This window comes from Mesorhizobium sp. WSM4849, from assembly GCF_055811385.1.
This window is the reverse complement of the sequence record NZ_JBVVPW010000008.1, coordinates 28,511-46,944: the sequence shown is the minus strand read 5'-3', so window position 1 is coordinate 46,944 and position 18,434 is coordinate 28,511. Positions and strand designations below refer to the sequence as shown.

General features: G+C 62.5%; 18 protein-coding genes. 12 read left to right on the top strand and 6 right to left on the bottom strand.

From position 1 onward, the window contains the following. The first annotated feature begins 3 nt into the window (after window positions 1-3). Genes AC0L3L_RS10530 through AC0L3L_RS10515 form a run of 4 tightly spaced genes read left to right on the top strand, consistent with a single transcriptional unit; the run spans window position 4 to window position 4,728 of the window. Window positions 4-1,581 carry an ABC transporter ATP-binding protein gene (locus AC0L3L_RS10530; RefSeq protein WP_473637505.1) on the top strand — a complete coding sequence of 526 codons (1,578 nt, stop codon included), beginning with the start codon at window positions 4-6 and terminating at the stop codon, window positions 1,579-1,581. Next, the gene (locus AC0L3L_RS10525) at window positions 1,578-2,690 is read left to right on the top strand and encodes an ABC transporter permease (protein ID WP_473527976.1); all 1,113 of its coding nucleotides are present in this window, start codon (window positions 1,578-1,580) and stop codon (window positions 2,688-2,690) included. Before AC0L3L_RS10530 ends, AC0L3L_RS10525 begins: the two co-directional genes overlap by 4 nt. Further along, window positions 2,690-3,610, top strand: coding sequence for an ABC transporter permease (locus AC0L3L_RS10520; protein WP_473637504.1), 921 nt, complete (start codon window positions 2,690-2,692; stop codon window positions 3,608-3,610). Before AC0L3L_RS10525 ends, AC0L3L_RS10520 begins: the two co-directional genes overlap by 1 nt. 50 nt (window positions 3,611-3,660) lie before the next feature. Continuing rightward, complete coding sequence (locus tag AC0L3L_RS10515) at window positions 3,661-4,728, top strand: BMP family ABC transporter substrate-binding protein (protein ID WP_473549540.1); 1,068 nt, start codon at window positions 3,661-3,663, stop codon at window positions 4,726-4,728. 170 nt (window positions 4,729-4,898) lie between these two features. On the opposite strand, the gene rimO is transcribed toward AC0L3L_RS10515, so the two are convergent. Together rimO and AC0L3L_RS10505 are read right to left on the bottom strand one after the other, a co-directional pair. After that, entirely contained in the window at window positions 4,899-6,212 is a 1,314-nt protein-coding gene (gene rimO, locus AC0L3L_RS10510) for a 30S ribosomal protein S12 methylthiotransferase RimO (protein WP_473637503.1), read from the bottom strand. 151 nt (window positions 6,213-6,363) lie between these two features. Beyond that, the gene (locus AC0L3L_RS10505) at window positions 6,364-7,050 is read right to left on the bottom strand and encodes a TerC family protein (RefSeq protein ID WP_473487343.1); all 687 of its coding nucleotides are present in this window, start codon (window positions 7,048-7,050) and stop codon (window positions 6,364-6,366) included. A gap of 271 nt (window positions 7,051-7,321) precedes the next feature. Between AC0L3L_RS10505 and AC0L3L_RS10500 the strand changes: the two genes are divergently transcribed. From AC0L3L_RS10500 to AC0L3L_RS10480, 5 genes are all read left to right on the top strand, one after another. Beyond that, a complete protein-coding gene (locus AC0L3L_RS10500; RefSeq protein ID WP_473487342.1) occupies window positions 7,322-8,119 on the top strand; it encodes a helix-turn-helix domain-containing protein in 798 nt (265 codons plus the stop codon). A 68-nt stretch (window positions 8,120-8,187) separates the two neighbouring features. After that, the gene (locus AC0L3L_RS10495; RefSeq protein ID WP_292178882.1) at window positions 8,188-8,586 is read left to right on the top strand and encodes an SRPBCC family protein; all 399 of its coding nucleotides are present in this window, start codon (window positions 8,188-8,190) and stop codon (window positions 8,584-8,586) included. Window positions 8,587-8,615: 29 nt separating this feature from the next. Beyond that, window positions 8,616-8,972: a VOC family protein gene (locus AC0L3L_RS10490; protein ID WP_473487341.1), complete on the top strand. Its 357-nt coding sequence runs from the start codon at window positions 8,616-8,618 to the stop codon at window positions 8,970-8,972. 536 nt (window positions 8,973-9,508) lie between these two features. Then, on the top strand, window positions 9,509-9,823 hold the full coding sequence (locus tag AC0L3L_RS10485; protein WP_473637502.1) for a hypothetical protein: 315 nt from the start codon (window positions 9,509-9,511) through the stop codon (window positions 9,821-9,823). 117 nt (window positions 9,824-9,940) lie between these two features. Then, window positions 9,941-10,414: a hypothetical protein gene (locus tag AC0L3L_RS10480; protein ID WP_473637501.1), complete on the top strand. Its 474-nt coding sequence runs from the start codon at window positions 9,941-9,943 to the stop codon at window positions 10,412-10,414. A gap of 151 nt (window positions 10,415-10,565) precedes the next feature. On the opposite strand, the gene AC0L3L_RS10475 is transcribed toward AC0L3L_RS10480, so the two are convergent. Then, a complete protein-coding gene (locus AC0L3L_RS10475) occupies window positions 10,566-11,288 on the bottom strand; it encodes a hypothetical protein (protein ID WP_473637500.1) in 723 nt (240 codons plus the stop codon). Between the two features lie 618 nt (window positions 11,289-11,906). Between AC0L3L_RS10475 and nuoH the strand changes: the two genes are divergently transcribed. The 3 genes from nuoH to AC0L3L_RS10460 are packed head-to-tail and all read left to right on the top strand — an operon-like array spanning window position 11,907 to window position 13,968. Then, window positions 11,907-12,893, top strand: a complete 987-nt coding sequence (nuoH, locus tag AC0L3L_RS10470) for an NADH-quinone oxidoreductase subunit NuoH (protein WP_123151391.1) — start codon at window positions 11,907-11,909, stop codon at window positions 12,891-12,893. 28 nt (window positions 12,894-12,921) lie between these two features. Then, a complete protein-coding gene (locus AC0L3L_RS10465) occupies window positions 12,922-13,488 on the top strand; it encodes an NADH-quinone oxidoreductase subunit I (RefSeq protein ID WP_292396800.1) in 567 nt (188 codons plus the stop codon). 39 nt (window positions 13,489-13,527) lie between these two features. Further along, on the top strand, window positions 13,528-13,968 hold the full coding sequence (locus AC0L3L_RS10460; protein WP_127316750.1) for a CBS domain-containing protein: 441 nt from the start codon (window positions 13,528-13,530) through the stop codon (window positions 13,966-13,968). Between the two features lie 23 nt (window positions 13,969-13,991). Here the strand turns inward: AC0L3L_RS10460 and nuoG are convergent, their stop codons facing one another. From nuoG to AC0L3L_RS10445, 3 genes are read right to left on the bottom strand one after another with little or no spacing between them, the layout of a single operon-like run. Then, window positions 13,992-16,604: an NADH-quinone oxidoreductase subunit NuoG gene (nuoG, locus tag AC0L3L_RS10455; RefSeq protein ID WP_473637646.1), complete on the bottom strand. Its 2,613-nt coding sequence runs from the start codon at window positions 16,602-16,604 to the stop codon at window positions 13,992-13,994. Window positions 16,605-16,635: 31 nt separating this feature from the next. Continuing rightward, window positions 16,636-17,901, bottom strand: coding sequence for an NADH-quinone oxidoreductase subunit NuoF (nuoF, locus tag AC0L3L_RS10450; RefSeq protein ID WP_473637499.1), 1,266 nt, complete (start codon window positions 17,899-17,901; stop codon window positions 16,636-16,638). A gap of 5 nt (window positions 17,902-17,906) precedes the next feature. Then, window positions 17,907-18,419 carry an NADH-quinone oxidoreductase subunit NuoE gene (locus AC0L3L_RS10445; RefSeq protein WP_123151400.1) on the bottom strand — a complete coding sequence of 171 codons (513 nt, stop codon included), beginning with the start codon at window positions 18,417-18,419 and terminating at the stop codon, window positions 17,907-17,909. Window positions 18,420-18,434 lie beyond the last annotated feature (15 nt).

Genomic DNA, 18,434 nt, shown 5'->3' with positions numbered 1-18,434 from the left:
CAGATGGGAGGCACTGTGAGTGCAAATCAGGACGACGCAGACCTGCTTGAGGTTCGTGGCCTTACCAAGACGTTCGGCACGCTGACAGCGTGCGACCATATCGATCTCAACGTCGCAAAAGGCGAAATCCACGCATTGCTCGGCGAGAACGGCGCCGGCAAGTCGACGCTCGTCAAAATGCTGTTCGGAACATTGGAGCCCAATTCGGGCGAGATTTTCTGGAACGATCAGGCGGTCACGATCACCAATCCCGGCTTTGCGAAGAAGCTCGGCATCGGCATGGTGTTCCAGCATTTTTCGTTGTTCGAGGCACTGACGGCGGCCGAAAACATCGCGTTGTCATTGGACGACGGTTCGCCGATCAGCACGATCGCCGCGAAGGCGAGGGCGCTTTCCTACAGCTACGGCCTGCCGCTCGACCCGCAGTCGCTGGTCGGCGATCTGTCGGTCGGTGAGCGCCAGCGTATCGAGATCATCCGTTGTCTTCTGCAGACGCCGCAGCTCATCATTCTCGATGAGCCGACTTCGGTGCTGACGCCGCAGGAAGCCGACAAGCTGTTCGAGACGCTCGAACGGCTGCGCTCGGAAGGAAAGTCCATCCTCTACATTTCGCACCGGCTGGAAGAGGTCAAGCGCATCTGCGACCGCGCCACCGTGCTGCGCCACGGCAAGGTGGTTGGCCATTGCAACCCGCGCAAGGAAACTGCGGCATCGCTGGCACGCATGATGGTCGGTAACGACGTTCAGGCCGTGGTGCGCGCGCCGGTTCAGGGTATTGAGACCGCGCAGCCGCTGCTTGAAATCCGTGCACTCAGCCGCAGGCCGGCAACGCCGTTCTCGATCCCGCTCAGGAACATCAACCTGACGGTACGCGCCGGCGAAGTGATCGGCATTGCAGGCGTTGCCGGCAACGGCCAGGGCGAGTTCTTCGAATCCGTTTCCGGCGAGGTGCGGCAGCAGGATGCCGCCTCGGTGCGCATCCGTGGCAAGGATGCCGGCGGCCTCAGCATCACCGGCAGGCGGCTGATGGGCGCTGCCTTCGTGCCGGAAGAGCGGCTCGGCCACGGTGCAGCACCCCGCATGAAGCTTTCGGAAAACCTGCTGCTGTCGCGCCATGCCACCGACGGCAAGGTGTTTGTCGGCGCCGGCGGAATGGTCAAAAGCGATGCGATCTATGCCGCTGCCCAGCGCATCATCAAGGCGATGGATGTGCGCAAGAGCGCCCTGGACCCGGAGGCGGCAGCGCTTTCAGGCGGCAATCTGCAGAAATTCATTGTCGGCCGCGAACTCGACCGCAGGCCAAGCGTCATGGTCGTCAATCAGCCGACATGGGGCGTCGACGCCGGTGCCGCCGCCCACATTCGCCAGACGCTGATCGAATTGGCGCGCAGCGGCTCGGCAGTGCTGGTCATCAGTCAGGACCTCGACGAATTGTTCGAGATATCCGACGCGATTGCGGTGATGCACAATGGCGAATTGTCGAAGCCATTGCCGATCGCTGAGGCCACGTTCGAAAAGATAGGACTGCTGATGGGCGGGGCCGAGCCAGGCCACGCCCAACACGCTCTGGAGACGTCATGATGCGCCTCGAACTCGTCAAACGGCCGCAGCGCTCGATGCTGTTCTCGGCGCTGTCGCCCTTCATTGCATTCGTGTTGACGATCATCGCCGGCGCCATCCTGTTCGCACTGCTTGGCGTCAATCCTTTGAAGGCGTTCCAAATTTATTTCCTTGAGCCGGTCAGTCAGGTCTGGCAGCTGCACGAACTGGCGATCAAGGCGGCACCGCTCATCCTGATCGGGGTCGGCCTGTCGGTTTGCTACAGGGCCAACATCTGGAATATCGGCGCGGAAGGCCAATTCATCCTGGGCGGCATCGTCGGATCGAGCATTCCGGTGCTGTTTCCGCAGTTTGAAGGGCCGCTGGTGCTGCCGCTTATGCTGCTGTTCGGCATGGTCGGCGGTGCCGCCTACGCCGCCATTCCCGCCTTGCTCAAGACGCGCTTCAACACCAACGAGATCCTGACCAGCCTGATGCTGGTCTATGTCGCGCAGCTGTTCCTCGACTGGCTGGTGCGCGGGCCGTGGCGCGATCCGAAGGGTTTTAATTTCCCGCAGACGATACAGTTCAACGACTCGGCCATATTGCCGGAACTGATGCCGGCCTCCGGCCGTGCCAATTGGGGTTTCGTGTTCGCGCTAGTCGCGGCGGTGCTGGTCTGGATCCTGATGAGCCGCATGCTGAAAGGCTTCGAGGTTCGCGTGCTCGGCTCAAGCCCCAGGGCAGGGCGCTTCGCCGGCTTCGGTATCAACCGGATGGTGTTCTTCGCCTTCACGCTGTCGGGTGCACTGGCCGGACTTGCCGGCATCTCGGAAGTCTCCGGCGCCATCGGCCAGCTGCAGCCGGTGATTTCACCCGGCTACGGCTTTGCCGCCATCATCGTGGCGTTCCTCGGCCGGCTCAATCCACTAGGCATCGTCGCGGCGGGCCTGGTGCTGGCGCTGACCTATCTCGGCGGCGAGGCTGTGCAAAGCGCGCTCGGCATCTCCGACAAGGTGGCGCGCGTGTTCCAGGGCATGCTCCTGTTCTTCGTGCTCGGCTGCGACACCCTCATTCACTACCGTATTCGTCTGATCGGCTTTGCCGCGCCGAAGCTTGAATCCGCGCCGAAGCTGGAGGAGGCCCGCTGATGGACATCACCGTCAACATTCTTTTGACCATCGCTACCGCGGCGACGCCTTTGCTGATCGCGGCGATCGGCGAGCTGGTGGTCGAACGTTCCGGCGTGCTCAATCTCGGTGTCGAAGGCATGATGATCATGGGGGCGGTCGGCGGTTTCGGCGCCGGCTATCTCACCGGATCGCCGTGGATCGGGTTGTTGGCGGCGATCGCCTTGGGTGCGGTGTTTTCGCTGCTGTTCGCCGTCATGACGCTGACGCTGGCCACCAACCAGGTGGCGACCGGCCTGTCGCTGACATTGCTCGGCCTCGGGCTTTCCGGCATGATGGGCACCAGCTTTGTCGGCCAGCCCGGCGCGAGGCTGCCAAACCTCGACATTCCCGGCCTGACAGCGATCCCCGTCATCGGCAGGTTGTTGTTCGGCCAGGACCCGATCTTCTACATCTCGATCGCGTTGACCGCCGCTGTCATGTGGTTCCTGTTCAAAACCCGCACCGGGCTCACGCTGCGTTCGATCGGCGACAGCCACACATCGGCCCATGCGCTTGGCATCCAGGTCATCCGCTACCGCTATCTGGCAGTGATCTTCGGCGGCGCCTGTGCAGGCCTTGCCGGGGGCCACCTGTCGTTGGTCTATACGCCGCAATGGGTGGAGAACATGACCGCCGGACGCGGCTGGATTGCGCTGGCGCTGGTCGTGTTCGCATCATGGCGGCCATGGCGGGTGCTGGCTGGCGCCTATATCTTCGGCGCGGTATGGATCGGCCAGCTTCATGCACAGGCTTTTGGCATTCCGGTTCCCTCGCAACTGCTTTCTTCGTTACCCTATCTGGCAACCATCGTGGTTCTCGTTCTAATCTCGCGCAACAAGCGTTTGACGATGATGAACACACCGGCTTCCTTGGGGCAGCCATTCGTTCCGGATCGTTGACAATGAAAAAAGACGGGAAGCTCCAAGGTTTAACTCAGAGAGGTAACACGATGAAAAAACTGCTTATTGCGCTGGTAGCCACGGCGGCGACATTGTCGCTGGCGGCGACCGCTGAAGCTCAGGAAAAGCTGAAAGCCTGCTGGGTCTACACCGGACCGATCGGCGATTTCGGTTATTCGTACCAGCATGACCAGGGCCGCCTGGACGTCGAGAAGGCACTCGGCGACAAGGTCGAGACCGCATATCTGGAGAACGTCTCCGAGGGTCCCGATGCCGATCGTGCCTTCGAGCGCCTGGCGCGCGAAGGATGCAAAATCATTTTCGGCACGTCCTTCGGCTTCATGGACCCCGAAGTAAAGGTCGCCAAGAAGTTCCCCGACGTGATGTTCGAACACGCGACCGGCTACAAGACGGCCGAAAATCTCGGCATCTACAACGCACGTTTCTACGAAGGCCGCTACATCCTCGGCCAGATCGCCGCCAAGCAATCGAAGTCGGGCGTCGCCGGCTACATCGTTTCGTTCCCGATTCCCGAAGTGGTGATGGGCATCAATTCCTTCATGCTCGGCGCCCAGTCAATCAAGCCAGATTTCAAGGCGAAGATCGTCTGGGTCAATTCATGGTTCGATCCGGGCAAGGAAGCCGATGCCGCCAAGGCTCTGTTCGACCAGGGCGCCGACATCATCGTCCAGCACACCGACTCGACCGCTCCCCTGCAAGTCGCCGAAGAGCGCGGACTGCAGGGCTTCGGCCAGTCTTCGGACATGATCAAGTTCGCTCCCAAGGCACAGTTGACCTCGATCGTCGACGATTGGGGGCCGTATTATATCGGCCGGGTGAAGGCTGCACTCGACGGCACCTGGAAGCCCGGCAATGTCTGGCTGGGCATCAAGGATGGCGCCGTTAAGATGGCCCCTTACACCAACATGCCCGACGACGTGAAGGCGATGGCGGAAGCCACCGAGAAGAAGATTATCGACGGATGGAATCCTTTCACCGGGCCGATTGCCAAGCAGGACGGAACGCCGTGGCTAAAGGACGGCGAAGTCGCCGACGACGCCACGCTGCTCGGCATGAACTTCTACGTCAAGGGCGTCGACGACAAGCTGCCGCAGTAAGCGCAAGCGGGGCCAAAATCTTGACAAAGAAGGGCGCCGCACGGCGCCCTTTCGTTTAGCAAGAGCCCGAAATCGGGATCGATTTCGGAAAGGGTCATGCGCAAAAAATCAGGTGCTGCGGCGTCCTTTTGCGTCCAAAAGGACACGCGGCGCCGTAGAGCGAGTTGCGGTCAGACCGCTGAGCCGTAGAGATCGTAGGCGTCGGCGCGGTCGATCTTGACCGTGACGATGTCGCCGGCGCGCAACGGGCGCCGCGACTGGATATGCACCGAGCCGTCGATTTCGGGTGCGTCGTATTTGGTTCGGCCCTTCGCCGAGGTACCATGGGCCTCGTCGATCAGGACTGGCAGGCGCTTGCCGACCTTCCTTGCGAGCTGCGTCGCCGAGATCTTCTGCTGGCGCTGCATGAAGCGGTGCCAGCGCGCTTCCTTGATCCCCTGCGGTACCTGTTCGAGGCCGAGATCATTGGAGCGGGCGCCCCTGACCGGCTCGTATTTGAAACAGCCGGCGCGATCGATCTTGGCTTCGTCCAGCCAGTCGAGCAGCATCTCGAAATCGTCGTCCGTCTCGCCGGGAAAGCCGACGATGAAGGTGGAGCGGATCGCGAGATCCGGACAGATTTCGCGCCAGCCGCGAATGCGGTCGAGCGTCTTTTCGCCATGGGCGGGCCGGCGCATGTTCTTCAGCACCTGCGGCGAGGCGTGCTGGAACGGGATGTCCAGATAGGGAAGGATCTTTCCTTCGGCCATCAGCGGGATGACATCGGCGACATGCGGGTAGGGGTAGACGTAGTGCATGCGTACCCAGACGCCGAGCTTGCCGAGTTCCTCCGACAGATCGAGGAATTTCGCCCGCACTTCGCGATCGCCGAACATGCTGCTCTGGTACTTGATGTCGATGCCGTAGGCGCTGGTATCCTGCGAAATGACCAGGATTTCCTTGACGCCGGCCTTGGCCAGTTTCTCGGCCTCGCGGAGCACGTCGACCGCCGGCCGCGAGACGAGATCGCCGCGCAGCGCCGGGATGATGCAGAAGGTGCAGCGGTTGTTGCAGCCTTCCGAAATCTTGAGATAGGCATAGTGGCGCGGCGTGAGCTTGACGCCTTGCGGCGGCAAAAGATCGACATAGGGATCGTGGCTCGGGGGCGCGGCCTGATGCACCGCAGCCATCACGCTCTCGTAGGCCTGCGGACCGGTGATGGCGAGAACGTTGGGATGTTTTTCGCGGATGACGTCCGGTTCGGCGCCGAGACAGCCGGTGACGATGACCCTGCCGTTCTCCGAAAGGGCGGAGCCGATGGCATTGAGCGATTCATCGCGAGCCGAATCGAGAAAGCCGCAGGTGTTGACGACGACCAGATCGGCGCCGTCATGCTTGCGCGCGATCTCATAGCCCTCGGCGCGCAGGCGGGTGATGATGCGCTCCGAATCCACGAGGGCTTTGGGGCATCCAAGGCTGACGAAACTGACGCGAGGGGCAGACATGTGCGGTTTCCAATGGACGCGGGCCGGAAACCCTGAGGCCCGGCCCGGAAGTCTCGATGCTCAATTTGCACGGCGCAATAGCATAGTTCCGCAATCAAGCAAACCGAGGAACGACCTGGCGCCGCCCGGGCGGGCCTACACTGCTAAGGATTCAATGACCGCCCGGCCCGAACCAGGGCGCCAGGAACGAAAACTGTTCGGGGAACTGCTGCACAGCACCATCCAAAAGCATCTTCACGGCGACATAGAAAATGATCACCAGGCCGATATAGGCGATCCAGCGGTACTTATGCAGGAGGCGTGCGACAAACGAAGCGGCGAAGCCCATCAGCGCAATCGACAGCGCCAAGCCGATGATCAGGACCGTCGGATGGTCCATCGCCGCGCCGGCGACTGCAAGGACGTTGTCGAGAGACATCGAAACGTCGGCAATGACGATCTGCCAGGCTGCCTGTGCGAAGGTCTTGCGCGGTCCCTTGCCGCCAATCGTTCCATTCTTGTCGTAATCGAGATTTGACAACGATTCCGTCGCGTCATGTTCCTGCTCGTAGCTGACACGCAACTCGCGCCACATCTTCCAGCACACCCAAAGCAGCAGCAGGCCGCCGGCTATGAGGAGAATGGGGCCGATGGTGAGGAGCCACTGGGTGATCAGAGCGAAGAAGATGCGAAGCACGGTGGCCGCCGCAATGCCGACGAGAATCGCCTTCTTGCGCTGATCCGACGGCAGGCCCGCCGCCGCAAGGCCGATGACGATGGCATTGTCGCCGGCAAGCACAAGGTCGATGGCGATGACCTGGAACAGGGCCGCGAGGCCGGCGGCGGTAAAAATTTCCATCAGTTGGAATTTCCTTGCTTGGTCGCCAATCGTTCGTGCCCGGACGCCCTAACGTGTATGGTTCCCGCGCGTCAAGAGACGGCTTGAGAACAAGGCCGGCAAACCGCCTGATCGGGGTGGAAATCGCCGGCAGCCGGTGAAAGCTGCGATGATTGAGATACACTAGCAGAGGATAGGGTTGAAGCAGGCCGCCGTCGCAATAGATTTCGGGGACCGAACAGTACGATGCCTGCGTACGATGCCTGCGAAAGTGTTCCTCACAGGAGAGCTCGTGACGTCTGACGACAACACACCCGTCCTTTCCGGGGCGCCAATCCTTTCCGGGGCGATTGGGGAATACCGCGAGTTCGATCCTCCGGCCGCACTCGAAGGGCATTTCCAGTGTGTCTGGTCCAATACATTGCGCCCGGACGCGGGGAGCTTGTCGGCGGTGGTCCCCGACGGCTGCGTCGACATCACCTGGATCGACGGCGATCTGGTCGTAGCAGGTCCCGACGTGGCGGTTGCCCTCTCTGCGCTGACACCCGGCTCTACCGTAATCGGCACCCGCTTCCGACCGGGTGCGGCAAGCCGGTGGGTCGGCCTGCCGATGTCGGAGATCGTTGGCGGCCGGGTGGCGCTCAGCCACTTCTGGGGGGCGCTGGCGCGCGAAATCGCCCAGAGAATTGGCGATGCGTCCTCCACGGCGGAGCGGATGCGGGCGATGCAAGCGGCATTCTCCAGGCTTGCGCCCGATGTCGAGCCGCCGCCCCCGGACATGGGATTTGCCTTCAACGCGCTGAAAACGGAATCCGCCGGTCCGGGCATGGCGGTGATCCTCGACCGGCTCGACGTCAGCCCGCGAACGCTTCGCCGCCGCTGCCAGGAGGCTTTCGGCTATGGCCCGAAGACGCTCGACCGCATTCTCCGCTTCCAGCGGTTTCTGAACCTGGCGCGGCAGTCCGCCGGGCCGCGCCTAGCCGATCTTGCGTTCGAGGCGGGTTATTCCGATCAGGCGCATCTCACGCGCGAGGTGCGGCGCCTGTCGGGATTCTCGCCCGCGACAGTTCTGCGACAGCTCGGCGCCTGAGCTGGCCGTTTCGTTCAATACGCCACCGCTAACTCCGCCTAGTCTGCCTTCGTTGAAAGGAGGCAGATATGACGATCTACAAATCCCGCATCATCACCGTGTCCATCGACCGGGACTGGCGCGAAGTCTATGACTTCGCCTCCATCCCTGAGAATTTCCAACGCTGGGCGGCAGGCCTCGGCAGGCGCTTCGAAAGATCGGGCGAGGAATGGACCGCGGAGGACCCCGACGGCCGGCTCATCCGCATCCGCTTCTCCCGGCCCAACGAACTCGGTGTCCTCGATCACATCGTCTTCGCCGAGGGCAAGGAAACCCGCAATGCGGTGCGCGTGGTCCCCAATGGAACCGGCGCGGAGGTCATGTTCGTGCTCTTGAGGACGCCGGACATGACGGAGGAGATATTCGCTGCCGACGCCGAAGCCGTGCAGCGCGACCTCAACACCCTGAAGGCAATGCTCGAACGCTGAGCTTCGAAAGACCACGAAAGGAGAAGATCATGGCCAAATCCAGCAACGACAAGTGCATCGACTATGTCGAGTTTTCCGTCGGCGACATCGCGCGTTCGCGTGGCTTCTACGGCAAGGCCTTCGGCTGGTCCTTCAAGGACTACGGGCCGAGCTATTGCGAGTTCAACGACGGCCGGCTGACCGGCGGTTTCGCTCTCGGCGGCCAAAGCAAGGCGGCAGGCGGGCCGCTGGTGATACTCTATGCCGACAAGCTCGACGAGACCCAGCGCCGCGTCGAGGAGGCCGGCGGGAAGATCGTCAAGCCCGCCTATTCGTTCCCGGGCGGCCGCCGCTTCCACTTTTCCGATCCGGACGGCTACGAGCTGGCGGTGTGGTCGGATAAGTGAAGAGGTGAGGGGCGCCGAGCCGAGCCCGGCGCCTCTTTCGCATGGTTTGCGCGGGCCAGGGGGACTAATGCCGCTCCTAGCGCCAGGAGCGAATATTGAACACTGACTCGACGAGCCACCAAGGTCCGATTGCGCGGCTGGTTGTCCCTGCACTGAACCACCTTAAGAATGACAGCGCTGCTGTTTAAACGATGTAACAATTATTGTCCGATGGCGTAGCTCGCATCGTATAAGCCTGGCCTGAGAACCATCGCATACCGCACCGCGCATGACGGAACAGACACGAACGACAATACGGCAAAGGCTATATGCTTTCTTAATTGCAGGCCTGGGCGGGCTGGCCGCATCGGCAATCTCGTTTTCGATGACGCTCTACGAAGCTGCCCATCCGCCAAAGGTGCCGGTTGTGCAAAGCGGGCCAGCAGATCGATACCGGTCGCTGGTTTGTGACCTTGCAAACGGCACGTGTCGGAACAGTGCCGCCGACAGGCGTTCCCCCATCGCAACCCGTACAGCTTGTGATGGTGGATCTGGATGTGGCGAACCGTTCCGCCACACCGAACAACGTGCTCTACCGCGTCGTCACACTCAGCGTGCCGGCGCAAAAGCTGCCGATGCCGACGGTTTATCTCGATCGCGACAAGTATCTGGCGGGATATTTCAATCCCAACATGCCGGAACGCCTGACGATGGCTTGGGAGTGGCCGGCCGGTGTGCCCGTGCCGAACGAGGTGACGGTCACCGTCACCGGCCAGATCTACAAGCTGCGCGACAATCTTTACGGCGCAAGCGGGTGGTACGACCGTGATCCCGTTGCGACGGTCGATCTGCCGGTGGAGAAGGCGCCATGATGCACATGGTGCGTTCGGCGCTTGCGGTACTGTTCGCTGCCGCCGTGCTCTACGGCATGCAGCATACGCGACCGCTGTACAGCGACATTAACATCGCCGATCGTCTCTTCGGGCGGCATGAACAAGCGTGTGGAGGCCCGCGCCTTCGCGCTTTCGCTGGAAAGCGCCCGGGTGGCGCGTGTTCTCAACGTCGAGACCTTCGGGAAGTCAAAGACCTATACGAGTTCCGGCGTATGGATTGTGGCCGAAGGCGAGGCCGAGGCGAAATTCGAGACCTTGGGTCTCACATCGGGCGAGTGGCTGAGCCGCAGCGGCATCCGTTATGTCCTGACCGACCGGTTGCCGGCGACGATCGAAATGATGCCGGGCAATGCCTACCAGCCCGGCCTCCCACGCCGCGTCCTTCTGGTGTTTGAAGTGCCGGAGGATGCCGTCGCCGGCGGGACCGTCGTGGTCGCACGCACAAAATTGCTGCCGCTCGACGATGAGATCCGCATCACCGCGGATGTTTCCGGCAAGGACATCGAGCCCGCTATCACCATCCGCCGCAACGAAGAAAGGCCGCCATGGACAGTTCTCCCGCAAAGGTGACCTCAACGCGGCGAGGCTACTGGCTGAGCATGATGGCGCTGGTGGTCGCACTGCCTGCCGCGCTAGCCGCGCAGACGTGGGGAAGCATCAAGGACTGGCGCTCCCAACATTTGCGCCAGCCGCTATCTGGGACGTTGCGGCAGCCGATCGATTATGCCGGCGCAAGCTGGACCGTGACGCGCCTCATCAGACTGGCAGGCAGTGAGGGAAACGCCGTCGTCCTTGCCGAATTCGTAGCTCTCGCTGCTGACCCGAAGTCTTTCCATACGCCGAGCGCGTAGAGACCGATGAAGACCCAAGTTGCGTCCGTCGCTACGATCAGCAGCCGCCAGTAGGGGTACGAGGCGCGCGCATTCAGTCGCTTGGCGGCAAAACGCACTAGCCAGCATATGACGATCGACAGTACCACGCCGCTTGACTGAAGAATGGCGAAGATATCGACGCTTTTGCCGAGATCGGCCTGGGCCAGCGCCACGCGCGAATATTCGCGAACCGTATCGCCAAGGAAACCCCAGGCGGCATAGTAGGCGAAGAACGGCAGGATCGCGGCCGCGGTAATCGCCAGGACCGGCTCGCGTTTTGTTTCGTTCGCTTGCTTTTTCGCTTTTTGTCTCAGTGCCGCCACCGCCGGCATGTGCGGCCGGAGCACCACGAACATCATGACCAATACCGTCAGCTTAGCGAGAACCACCAGCGACAGTATGACCATCCCGCCTAACGGGAATTGGAGGCCGATCCTCACTGCGCCCTGAAGCAGCAGATCATGAGCGATCATACCGAGGCAGCCGACAAGCAACAGCTGCGGCCAGCACTGGGCAAGCAACCGCGCGGTTAACGCCAGCTGCCGGTATATGTCTTCAATCGTCGTGGTCATCGCGTCGGGGTGGCTTTCGTGCTCCGGTCCTGGACTTTAAGACCGCGTTCGCCAGACGGTCCTCCTCCATTCCTGTAGGCGGTTGCGTCAAAGTTCAAAACCACCTGAGGTTGAATTTAATCGGAGGTAACGCAAGTTTACCTCATCCGCTTTTCCGGGCCTGACCCGACGGGCATGTCCCAAAACCTGTGCAGGGTGCAAATGGCGGAGGGGAGGGAACTGCAATCCAACATTCTCCGTGCGCCGGCAAAACCGGCGGGCGGTAGCACTTCCACTCGGCGCGCCAGCACACCGCATCGCCGAAACCATCGCCCTTGGAGCGAATTTCTTCATCCCCCTGCCAACCGTGGCGCGCGGATCATTTCGGCTTCGCCAGAGAGCGTGGCGACCCACGCCGTCAGCTAACCACTTCTCGCGACGCGATAGAGGGGCAAAGAAAGCTTTGCGACAGAGCCCGTTTGGGCCCCAAGCGACACACACCGTGGCCAGCAACGGTAAGACTGTGATACCATTGCACAAATTGCGTCGCCGCCGGCAGACTGCCGTTCCCGCGAAGCCGGACAAGCGCAAGTGCTCAGTGTCGTAGGTCTCAACCCGTTCAACAAGTAGCTACGGATTATGGAACTTGTCTTCGCCCTTGGCCTGATCGCCTTCAAGGTCGCGTTGCTGATTGCGATCCTGCTGCTGCTGCCCTTGCCGCTGACGTGGCTCGAACGCAAGATCGCCGGGCACATCCAGCAGCGGATGGGGCCGATGCGCGTGGGGTGGCACGGGCTGCTGCAGCCGGTGGCGGACGGCATCAAGCTCTTGACCAAAGAGGACCACATCCCGGCCGAAGCCGACCGCTTCCTGTTCAAACTGGCGCCGATCCTGGCGCTCGCCCCGCCCTTCGTGGTGTTCGTCGCGATCCCCTTCGGCGAAAGCGTCTCGGTCCTCGGCGCGGAGATCACGCTCTACGTCTCCAACATGAACGTGGCGCTCCTTTTCGTCTTCGCGGTGATCGGGATCGAGGTCTATGGCGTCATCTTCGGCGGCTGGGCCGCGAACAGCAAATACGCGGTCCTGGGCAGCCTCAGGACTTGCGCGCAGATGATCAGCTACGAGATCCCGATGGGGTTCGCGGTCATCGGCGTGGTAATGCTGGCGCAATCCATGAGCCTGCTCGAGATCGTACGGGCGCAGGCCGATGTCTGGAACATCGTCTACCAACCGGTCGGGTTTTTCGTATTCTTCGTCGCCGGGCTGGCCGAAGCGCAGCGCATACCTTTTGACTTAGCGGAGGCGGAAGGCGATCTGGGGGCCGGGTTCCATACCGAATACAGCGGCATCCGCTTTGCGTTCTTCATGGTCAGCGAATACGCCGTCATGCTGCTGGTGTCGGTCCTGTCGGTCATCCTGTTCTTCGGCGGCTGGAACGGCGTGCTGATCCCGTTGCCGCCGCTCCTCTGGTTCGCGCTCAAGGTCGCGTTCTTCCTCTATGTGTTTATGTGGTTCCGCTTCACCTTCCCGCGCTATCGATACGACCAACTGATGGCGATCGGTTGGAAAGTCTTGCTTCCACTGTCACTGGGGAACATAATTATAACTGGTGTTGCTTTCCTTTAGGGATAGCAGCGGCTCGTAGCGAGGCGCTATGTCGCGCGCACTGGACAGAAGTGGAGCATGGATCGGCTGGGCGTTCTTCGCCGATCTGGCGGGCGCCTTGGCGCTGACCTTCGGCTACATGTTCTCCAGATCCGTGACCATGCAGTATCCTGACAAGGAAAAATGGTTGCCCTATTCGCGTTACCGCGGGCATCACTTCCTGACGCGCGACGAAGAGGGCGAGATCAAGTGCGTGGCCTGCGAGCTCTGCGCGCGGATTTGTCCCTGCGACTGTATCGAAGTCATTCCCTACGAGGACGAGAAGGGCAACCGGCATCCAGCAAAATTCGAGATCGACATGGCCCGCTGCCTGTTCTGCGGGCTGTGCGAGGACGCCTGCCCGGCCGACGCGATCGCGCTTGGCCAAGAGTACGAATTCTCGAGTTTTTCCTCGCGTGACCTGGTGGTCGGACGTGACGATCTGCTCGGCAAACCGGGCAAGGCGACGACCGGCGGCGGTGTGGTCGCGGCGCGCCTGAACACCGAACAGGACGTGCTGGTCGAGACGAGTGAGCCGCAGGGATACAACTGGTGGCGGAATATCCGCCGAACGTGAACGCGCGGTAGCCGTCAAGCCGGAGCACAGGAGGCTCAGATGCTTGTCTGCCAAATCTTGAAGACCAAATCTCCCGAGCTCATCTCGGTCACACCAGATCAGACGGTCGTAGAAGTCCTGCGGCTGTTTCGGGACAACAACATCGGATTCGTGGTCGTCAGCCGTTCGCCCGGGGAATGCCTGGGCACGCTGTCGGAGCGGGACTGCTGCTATGCGGTGGCTGAATACGGAATCGAGGCGCCCACAATGCGGGTCGCCGACATCATGAACCGCAGTGTGGTGACCTGTTCGACACAGGATTTGCTGCCCTTTGTGATGTCGCTCATGACCGACCGACGCACGCGCCATGTGTTGGTCATGGACGGCGACGCTTCTGTCGGCGTGGTGAGCATCGGCGACGTGGTCAAGCACCGGCTCGACGAATTGCTCCGTACCGAGCAAGCGTTGAGCGATTACATTGCCGGGACCCCTTATCACTGAGGATGCAAACCCGGGAGAGCCGATTAGGGTGAACTGCCCGGAAGCTCGGCGATGCCTAGGCCGCGATTTTCAGGGCGCGCCCCGACTCCGGTGGCGAAAGCAGCGTGCGCCTTTTGAACCTCCACCGGACAAGGGTATTCGCCCCGCCGCATAAGGCTGTTGAGACGCAGGTCTCTATAGTTTTCCGGCACGAACACGAGCCCCCCGGGAAAATGCCTGTTGACCTTGAGCTGCGCCCTCAGTTCGCCCTGGGTGGATCGTACGATCACCTGATCGCGATCCGAAAGGCCAAGCTGCGCGGCGTCCCACGCGCTCATCTCAACATATGGGTCATCCGCCACCGTATTTAGGATCTCCGAGCGTTCGGAAAGATATCCATTGTGGAACAGGCAGTTGCCGGTGACCAACATGAGCCGGTCGGCCGCATTCGGGTTAGGCGGAGGGGCGAAGAACTCGCCAGCCGGCGGCGTCGGGTCCGCCGTCGTGAATGCTCCGTCGGCGCCAAGCCCGTCCTGCGTCAGCCCTTGGTAGGCCGGAACCAGCCGGGCAATCTCGCGGAAGATTTCGCCTTGCATCGACGGCTGCAATATCTGGTTGCGGAGTGCGGCGACGAAGTCGAAAATTGCCAGATTGCCTCGCGCCTCGAATGCGGGTTCACGGAACTTGCAGACCTTCTGGATCCGGCCCTCGTTGTTGGTGAACGTGCCGGATTCCTCGCCATAACCCGCTGCGGGCAGGACGACATCGGCCAGGCCCACCGTATCCGTGAGGAACGTGTCCTGCACGATCAGGAGGTCGGCCGCATCAAGGGCCCGCTTCACGAATCCCCGGTCGGGATAGGCCATCAGGGGGTCGCTTCCGGCGATATAAAGCGCGCCTACCCGCCCCTCGTTACAAAGCGCCAGCATGGCGTCGAGATCCGCGCCCGGCTCAGGTGGAATTTCGGCGCCCCAGGCCCGTATGAGAGCTGTGCGCGCCGCATCATCGTTGACTGGGCGCAGCCCCGGCAGGGCCGCCGGCAGAACCCCCATGTCCCAGGCGCCCAGCTGGTTGGCTCGGTCGAAGAGGAACTGCATCGCCGGGCCCTTGCCGAGCACGCGGAGAACCCGCAACAGGTTGGTGAGCTGCTGCAGCGTTGCGCGCGCTTCGGAAAGCCTCAGAAGGTCGGCGCTGACAAGAACGGTGACGCTGCGGCCTTCCAGCAGCGCGGCGACCAGACGGTCCGGCCCGTTACTCTCTGCGGTCGCTTCCGGCCCACCGCTTGTCGCGCCCCTGTCGGCAAAAACGTCACGCGGCAAGGCCTGACCAGCCGCCGCCACCAGCCCGGCCACTACCGCGGCAAGGCTCGCTGCCTCACCGCCCGGCCGAACGCGAACGACCACCCGGGCATCGGCGTCCAGACGGGATGGTCGCGCCGAGAGCATGAGCAACCCGGTCTGCCGCCGCCGGGCGCTGTCTCGCAGCAGGTATTCAGTGACCGGGTTCTCGTCGGTCACGTTGCCACCGACGACAAGCACGCAGTCGTTGCCGATCACCTCCTCCAGCGGCGCGCGGGTGTAGAAGCCCGCCACCAACGGGCCGAGCGTCTCGAAGGGCGTGGACCAGCGCGACGAGCAGTCGATGTTGTTGGTCCGGAATACCATCCGCATCAGCTTCTGGAACTGATAAAGCACCTCGTTGGGCAGGCGCGGCGAGGCCAACCCGCCCGCAGCCTTGCTCTCGACGGCCGACAGGCCTCGGCGCAGGTAGTCCCCGGCTTCGTCCCAGGAAACCGGAACCAGTGCGCCGTCACGACGGATCATCGGCCGCTTGATCCGGTCCCGGCTCCCGACGAAGTCGAGGCCGAAGCGCCCCCGAACGCAGAGCGTTTCGCGGTTGACGCCATGCTCCCACTTCGAGCGGACCCGCATGAACTCGCCCTTGCGCGCGCCGACGGTGAGCTGGCAGCCGGTGCCGCAGTGCGGGCAGACCGTGTCGGTCTCGACCAGATCCCAGGGCCGTGCCTTGTAGCGATAGGGGAAGCTCATCAGTGCGCCGACCGGGCAGACCTCGACGCAATTGCCGCACTGGTCGCAACTCGCGAGACTGCCCTCGAAGCCGGTGACGGCGGTGTCCATGCCTTTTTCGATGGTGCCCAAGGCGACCGCGCCGACCACGTCCTCGCACATCCGGACGCAGCGCTGGCACTGGATGCAGCGGTTGACGTTCATGATGATGACCGGGCTGAGACGGATGTCCTCGGAGTGGAACACACGTTTGGCATCGCGGAACCGGCTTTCCCGGGGCCCGTATGCCATCACCATGTCCTGAAGCTCGCACTCGCCGCCCTTGTCGCAGATCGGGCAGTCGAGGGGGTGGTTGGCGAGCAGCATGTCGAGCATAGAAGAGCGCGTTTCGTCGATCAGCGGCGTGTTCGTCCGCACTACCATGCCGTCGGTGACCGCGGCGGCGCAGGAAGGCTGCAGCCGCCGCTGGCCTTCGATCTCCACCAGGCACATGCGGCAGGAGGCCAGCGCCGGCAGCCGCTTCAGATAGCAGAAGGTCGGGATTTCGATGCCCAAACGCTCGGCAGCCTGCAGCACCGTAGAGCCTGCCTCCACTTCCAGCGTTTGTTCATCGATCGTGACGCTAACCATGACTTCTTGCGGCCTTCTCCCTGCGCGCTCCTTAGTGAAACGAGCACCTGCCCTCCTCGATATGGGCGACGAATTCATGTTCGAAATGCGCCAGTGCCGCCCGCAGCCCCATAGCCGCGCCATCGCCCAGAGCGCAGAACGTGTTGCCGAAAATGCCCTTGCAGAGCGCCTCCAGCTGTTCCAGATCGTCCGGCACGCCCTGTCCCGCCTCGACCCGACGCAGCACTTTCACAACCCAGTTGAGCCCTTCGCGGCACGGCGTGCACTTGCCGCAGGACTCGTGGTGGAAGAACTCGATGATCCGGGTGGCGACCTTGACCATGCAGGTCGAGTCGTCGATCACGATCACCCCGGCCGAGCCAAGCATCGAGCCGACCGCAGCCAGCGAGTCGAAGTCCATCCCGACATCCAGCCCGCGCTCCGGGATCAGCGGCGCCGAGACCCCGCCGGGGATCACCGCCTTGATCCTGCGCCCCGGCGGCGGCCCGCCCGCGCGGTCCTCGACCAGTTCACGCAGCGATATGCCCATCGGCAGTTCGTAAAGGCCCGGTTTCCGCACGTGCCCGCTGAGGCAATAAAGCTTCGGACCGGGGCTCTTGTCAGGGCCGATGCCGCGAAACCAGTCCGGCCCCCGCGCCACAATATGCGGCACGCAGACCAGCGTCTCGACATTGTTGATCACGGTCGGGCTGGCGTAGAGCCCCGCGACCGCCGGAAATGGCGGTTTCAGACGGGGCTGCGCCCGCTTGCCTTCGAGCGAGTCGAGCATCGCCGTCTCCTCGCCGCAGATATATGCGCCGGCGCCGCAATGGATGTGCACGACGAAATTGAAATCCAAGCCCAGAATCCGTGTTCCCAGATAACCCTTCGCATGGGCCTCGGCGATCGCCTGCTCCAGCCGGTGGATCGCCAGCACGTATTCCCCGCGGATGTAGACATAGGCGGTTTCCGCCCCGATCGCGTAGGCGCTGATCGCCATGCCCTCGATTAGCTGGTGCGGATCACGCTCCATGATGATCCGGTCCTTGAACGTGCCGGGCTCGCCCTCATCGGCGTTGCAGCACAGGTATTTCGGCTTGTCGGCCCGTTTCGGCACGAAGCTCCATTTCAACCCCGTCGGGAATCCGGCGCCGCCGCGACCGCGCAGGTTCGATTGCTTGACGAGGTCGATGATCTCGTCGGGCGTGTGCTCGCGCAGCGCCTTCGCCAGCGCCTGGTAGCCGCCGCCGGCCTCATAGCTCGAAAGCAGATGGGTATCCGGCACGTCCATGTTTCTGAGAAGGACCGGTTCAAACATGGCGGCTACTCTCCCGGCGGTTCTGCGGCGGCGAGTTCGGCGCCGGTCGCTTGCCCCGCCGCCGCGCGCAGCCTGTCCACGAGCGCGTCGATCCGCGCGATGTCGAGGTCGCCGTGATAGTCGTCGCCGACCTGCATCACCGGGGCCATCTCGCAAGCGCCGAGGCATTCGACGGTCGAAAGCGTGAACAGCCCATCCGGGGTCGTGCCGCCCTTTTCGATCCCCAGCACCGTCTCCAGATGCCTCAGCAGGTCGTCGGATCGGCGCAGCATGCAGGAGAGGTTGTCGCAGAGTTGCAGGTGGAACAGACCCACCGGCTCGGTATGGAAGAGGGTGTAGAAGGTCGCCAATTCATAGACCCAGACCCGCTCGACACCGAGGATGTCGGCGACCTCTTCCAACACCGGGCCGGGCAGATGGCCATGTTCCTTTTGCGCGATCAGAAGCGCGGGCATGATCGCCGAGCGCTGGTCGGGATACCGCGCCGCCGCCGCCTCGATCTGTTCGCGCATGTTCATCGCGTCCAAAATCTC

What these genes read in the sequence shown, in the direction of transcription:
- nuoG (WP_473637646.1), bottom strand. Translation starts at nt 16,604, where the DNA reads ATGGTTAGCGTCACGATCGATGAACAAACGCTGGAAGTGGAGGCAGGC.
- AC0L3L_RS10445 (WP_123151400.1), bottom strand. Translation starts at nt 18,419, where the DNA reads ATGAACATGCGCGAACAGATCGAGGCGGCGGCGGCGCGGTATCCCGAC.
- AC0L3L_RS10515 (WP_473549540.1), top strand. Translation starts at nt 3,661, where the DNA reads ATGAAAAAACTGCTTATTGCGCTGGTAGCCACGGCGGCGACATTGTCG.
- AC0L3L_RS10505 (WP_473487343.1), bottom strand. Translation starts at nt 7,050, where the DNA reads ATGGAAATTTTTACCGCCGCCGGCCTCGCGGCCCTGTTCCAGGTCATC.
- nuoF (WP_473637499.1), bottom strand. Translation starts at nt 17,901, where the DNA reads ATGTTTGAACCGGTCCTTCTCAGAAACATGGACGTGCCGGATACCCAT.
- AC0L3L_RS10530 (WP_473637505.1), top strand. Translation starts at nt 4, where the DNA reads ATGGGAGGCACTGTGAGTGCAAATCAGGACGACGCAGACCTGCTTGAG.
- AC0L3L_RS10460 (WP_127316750.1), top strand. Translation starts at nt 13,528, where the DNA reads ATGCTTGTCTGCCAAATCTTGAAGACCAAATCTCCCGAGCTCATCTCG.
- AC0L3L_RS10520 (WP_473637504.1), top strand. Translation starts at nt 2,690, where the DNA reads ATGGACATCACCGTCAACATTCTTTTGACCATCGCTACCGCGGCGACG.
- rimO (WP_473637503.1), bottom strand. Translation starts at nt 6,212, where the DNA reads ATGTCTGCCCCTCGCGTCAGTTTCGTCAGCCTTGGATGCCCCAAAGCC.
- AC0L3L_RS10475 (WP_473637500.1), bottom strand. Translation starts at nt 11,288, where the DNA reads ATGACCACGACGATTGAAGACATATACCGGCAGCTGGCGTTAACCGCG.
- AC0L3L_RS10480 (WP_473637501.1), top strand. Translation starts at nt 9,941, where the DNA reads ATGAACAAGCGTGTGGAGGCCCGCGCCTTCGCGCTTTCGCTGGAAAGC.
- AC0L3L_RS10465 (WP_292396800.1), top strand. Translation starts at nt 12,922, where the DNA reads ATGTCGCGCGCACTGGACAGAAGTGGAGCATGGATCGGCTGGGCGTTC.
- AC0L3L_RS10490 (WP_473487341.1), top strand. Translation starts at nt 8,616, where the DNA reads ATGGCCAAATCCAGCAACGACAAGTGCATCGACTATGTCGAGTTTTCC.
- AC0L3L_RS10525 (WP_473527976.1), top strand. Translation starts at nt 1,578, where the DNA reads ATGATGCGCCTCGAACTCGTCAAACGGCCGCAGCGCTCGATGCTGTTC.
- AC0L3L_RS10495 (WP_292178882.1), top strand. Translation starts at nt 8,188, where the DNA reads ATGACGATCTACAAATCCCGCATCATCACCGTGTCCATCGACCGGGAC.
- nuoH (WP_123151391.1), top strand. Translation starts at nt 11,907, where the DNA reads ATGGAACTTGTCTTCGCCCTTGGCCTGATCGCCTTCAAGGTCGCGTTG.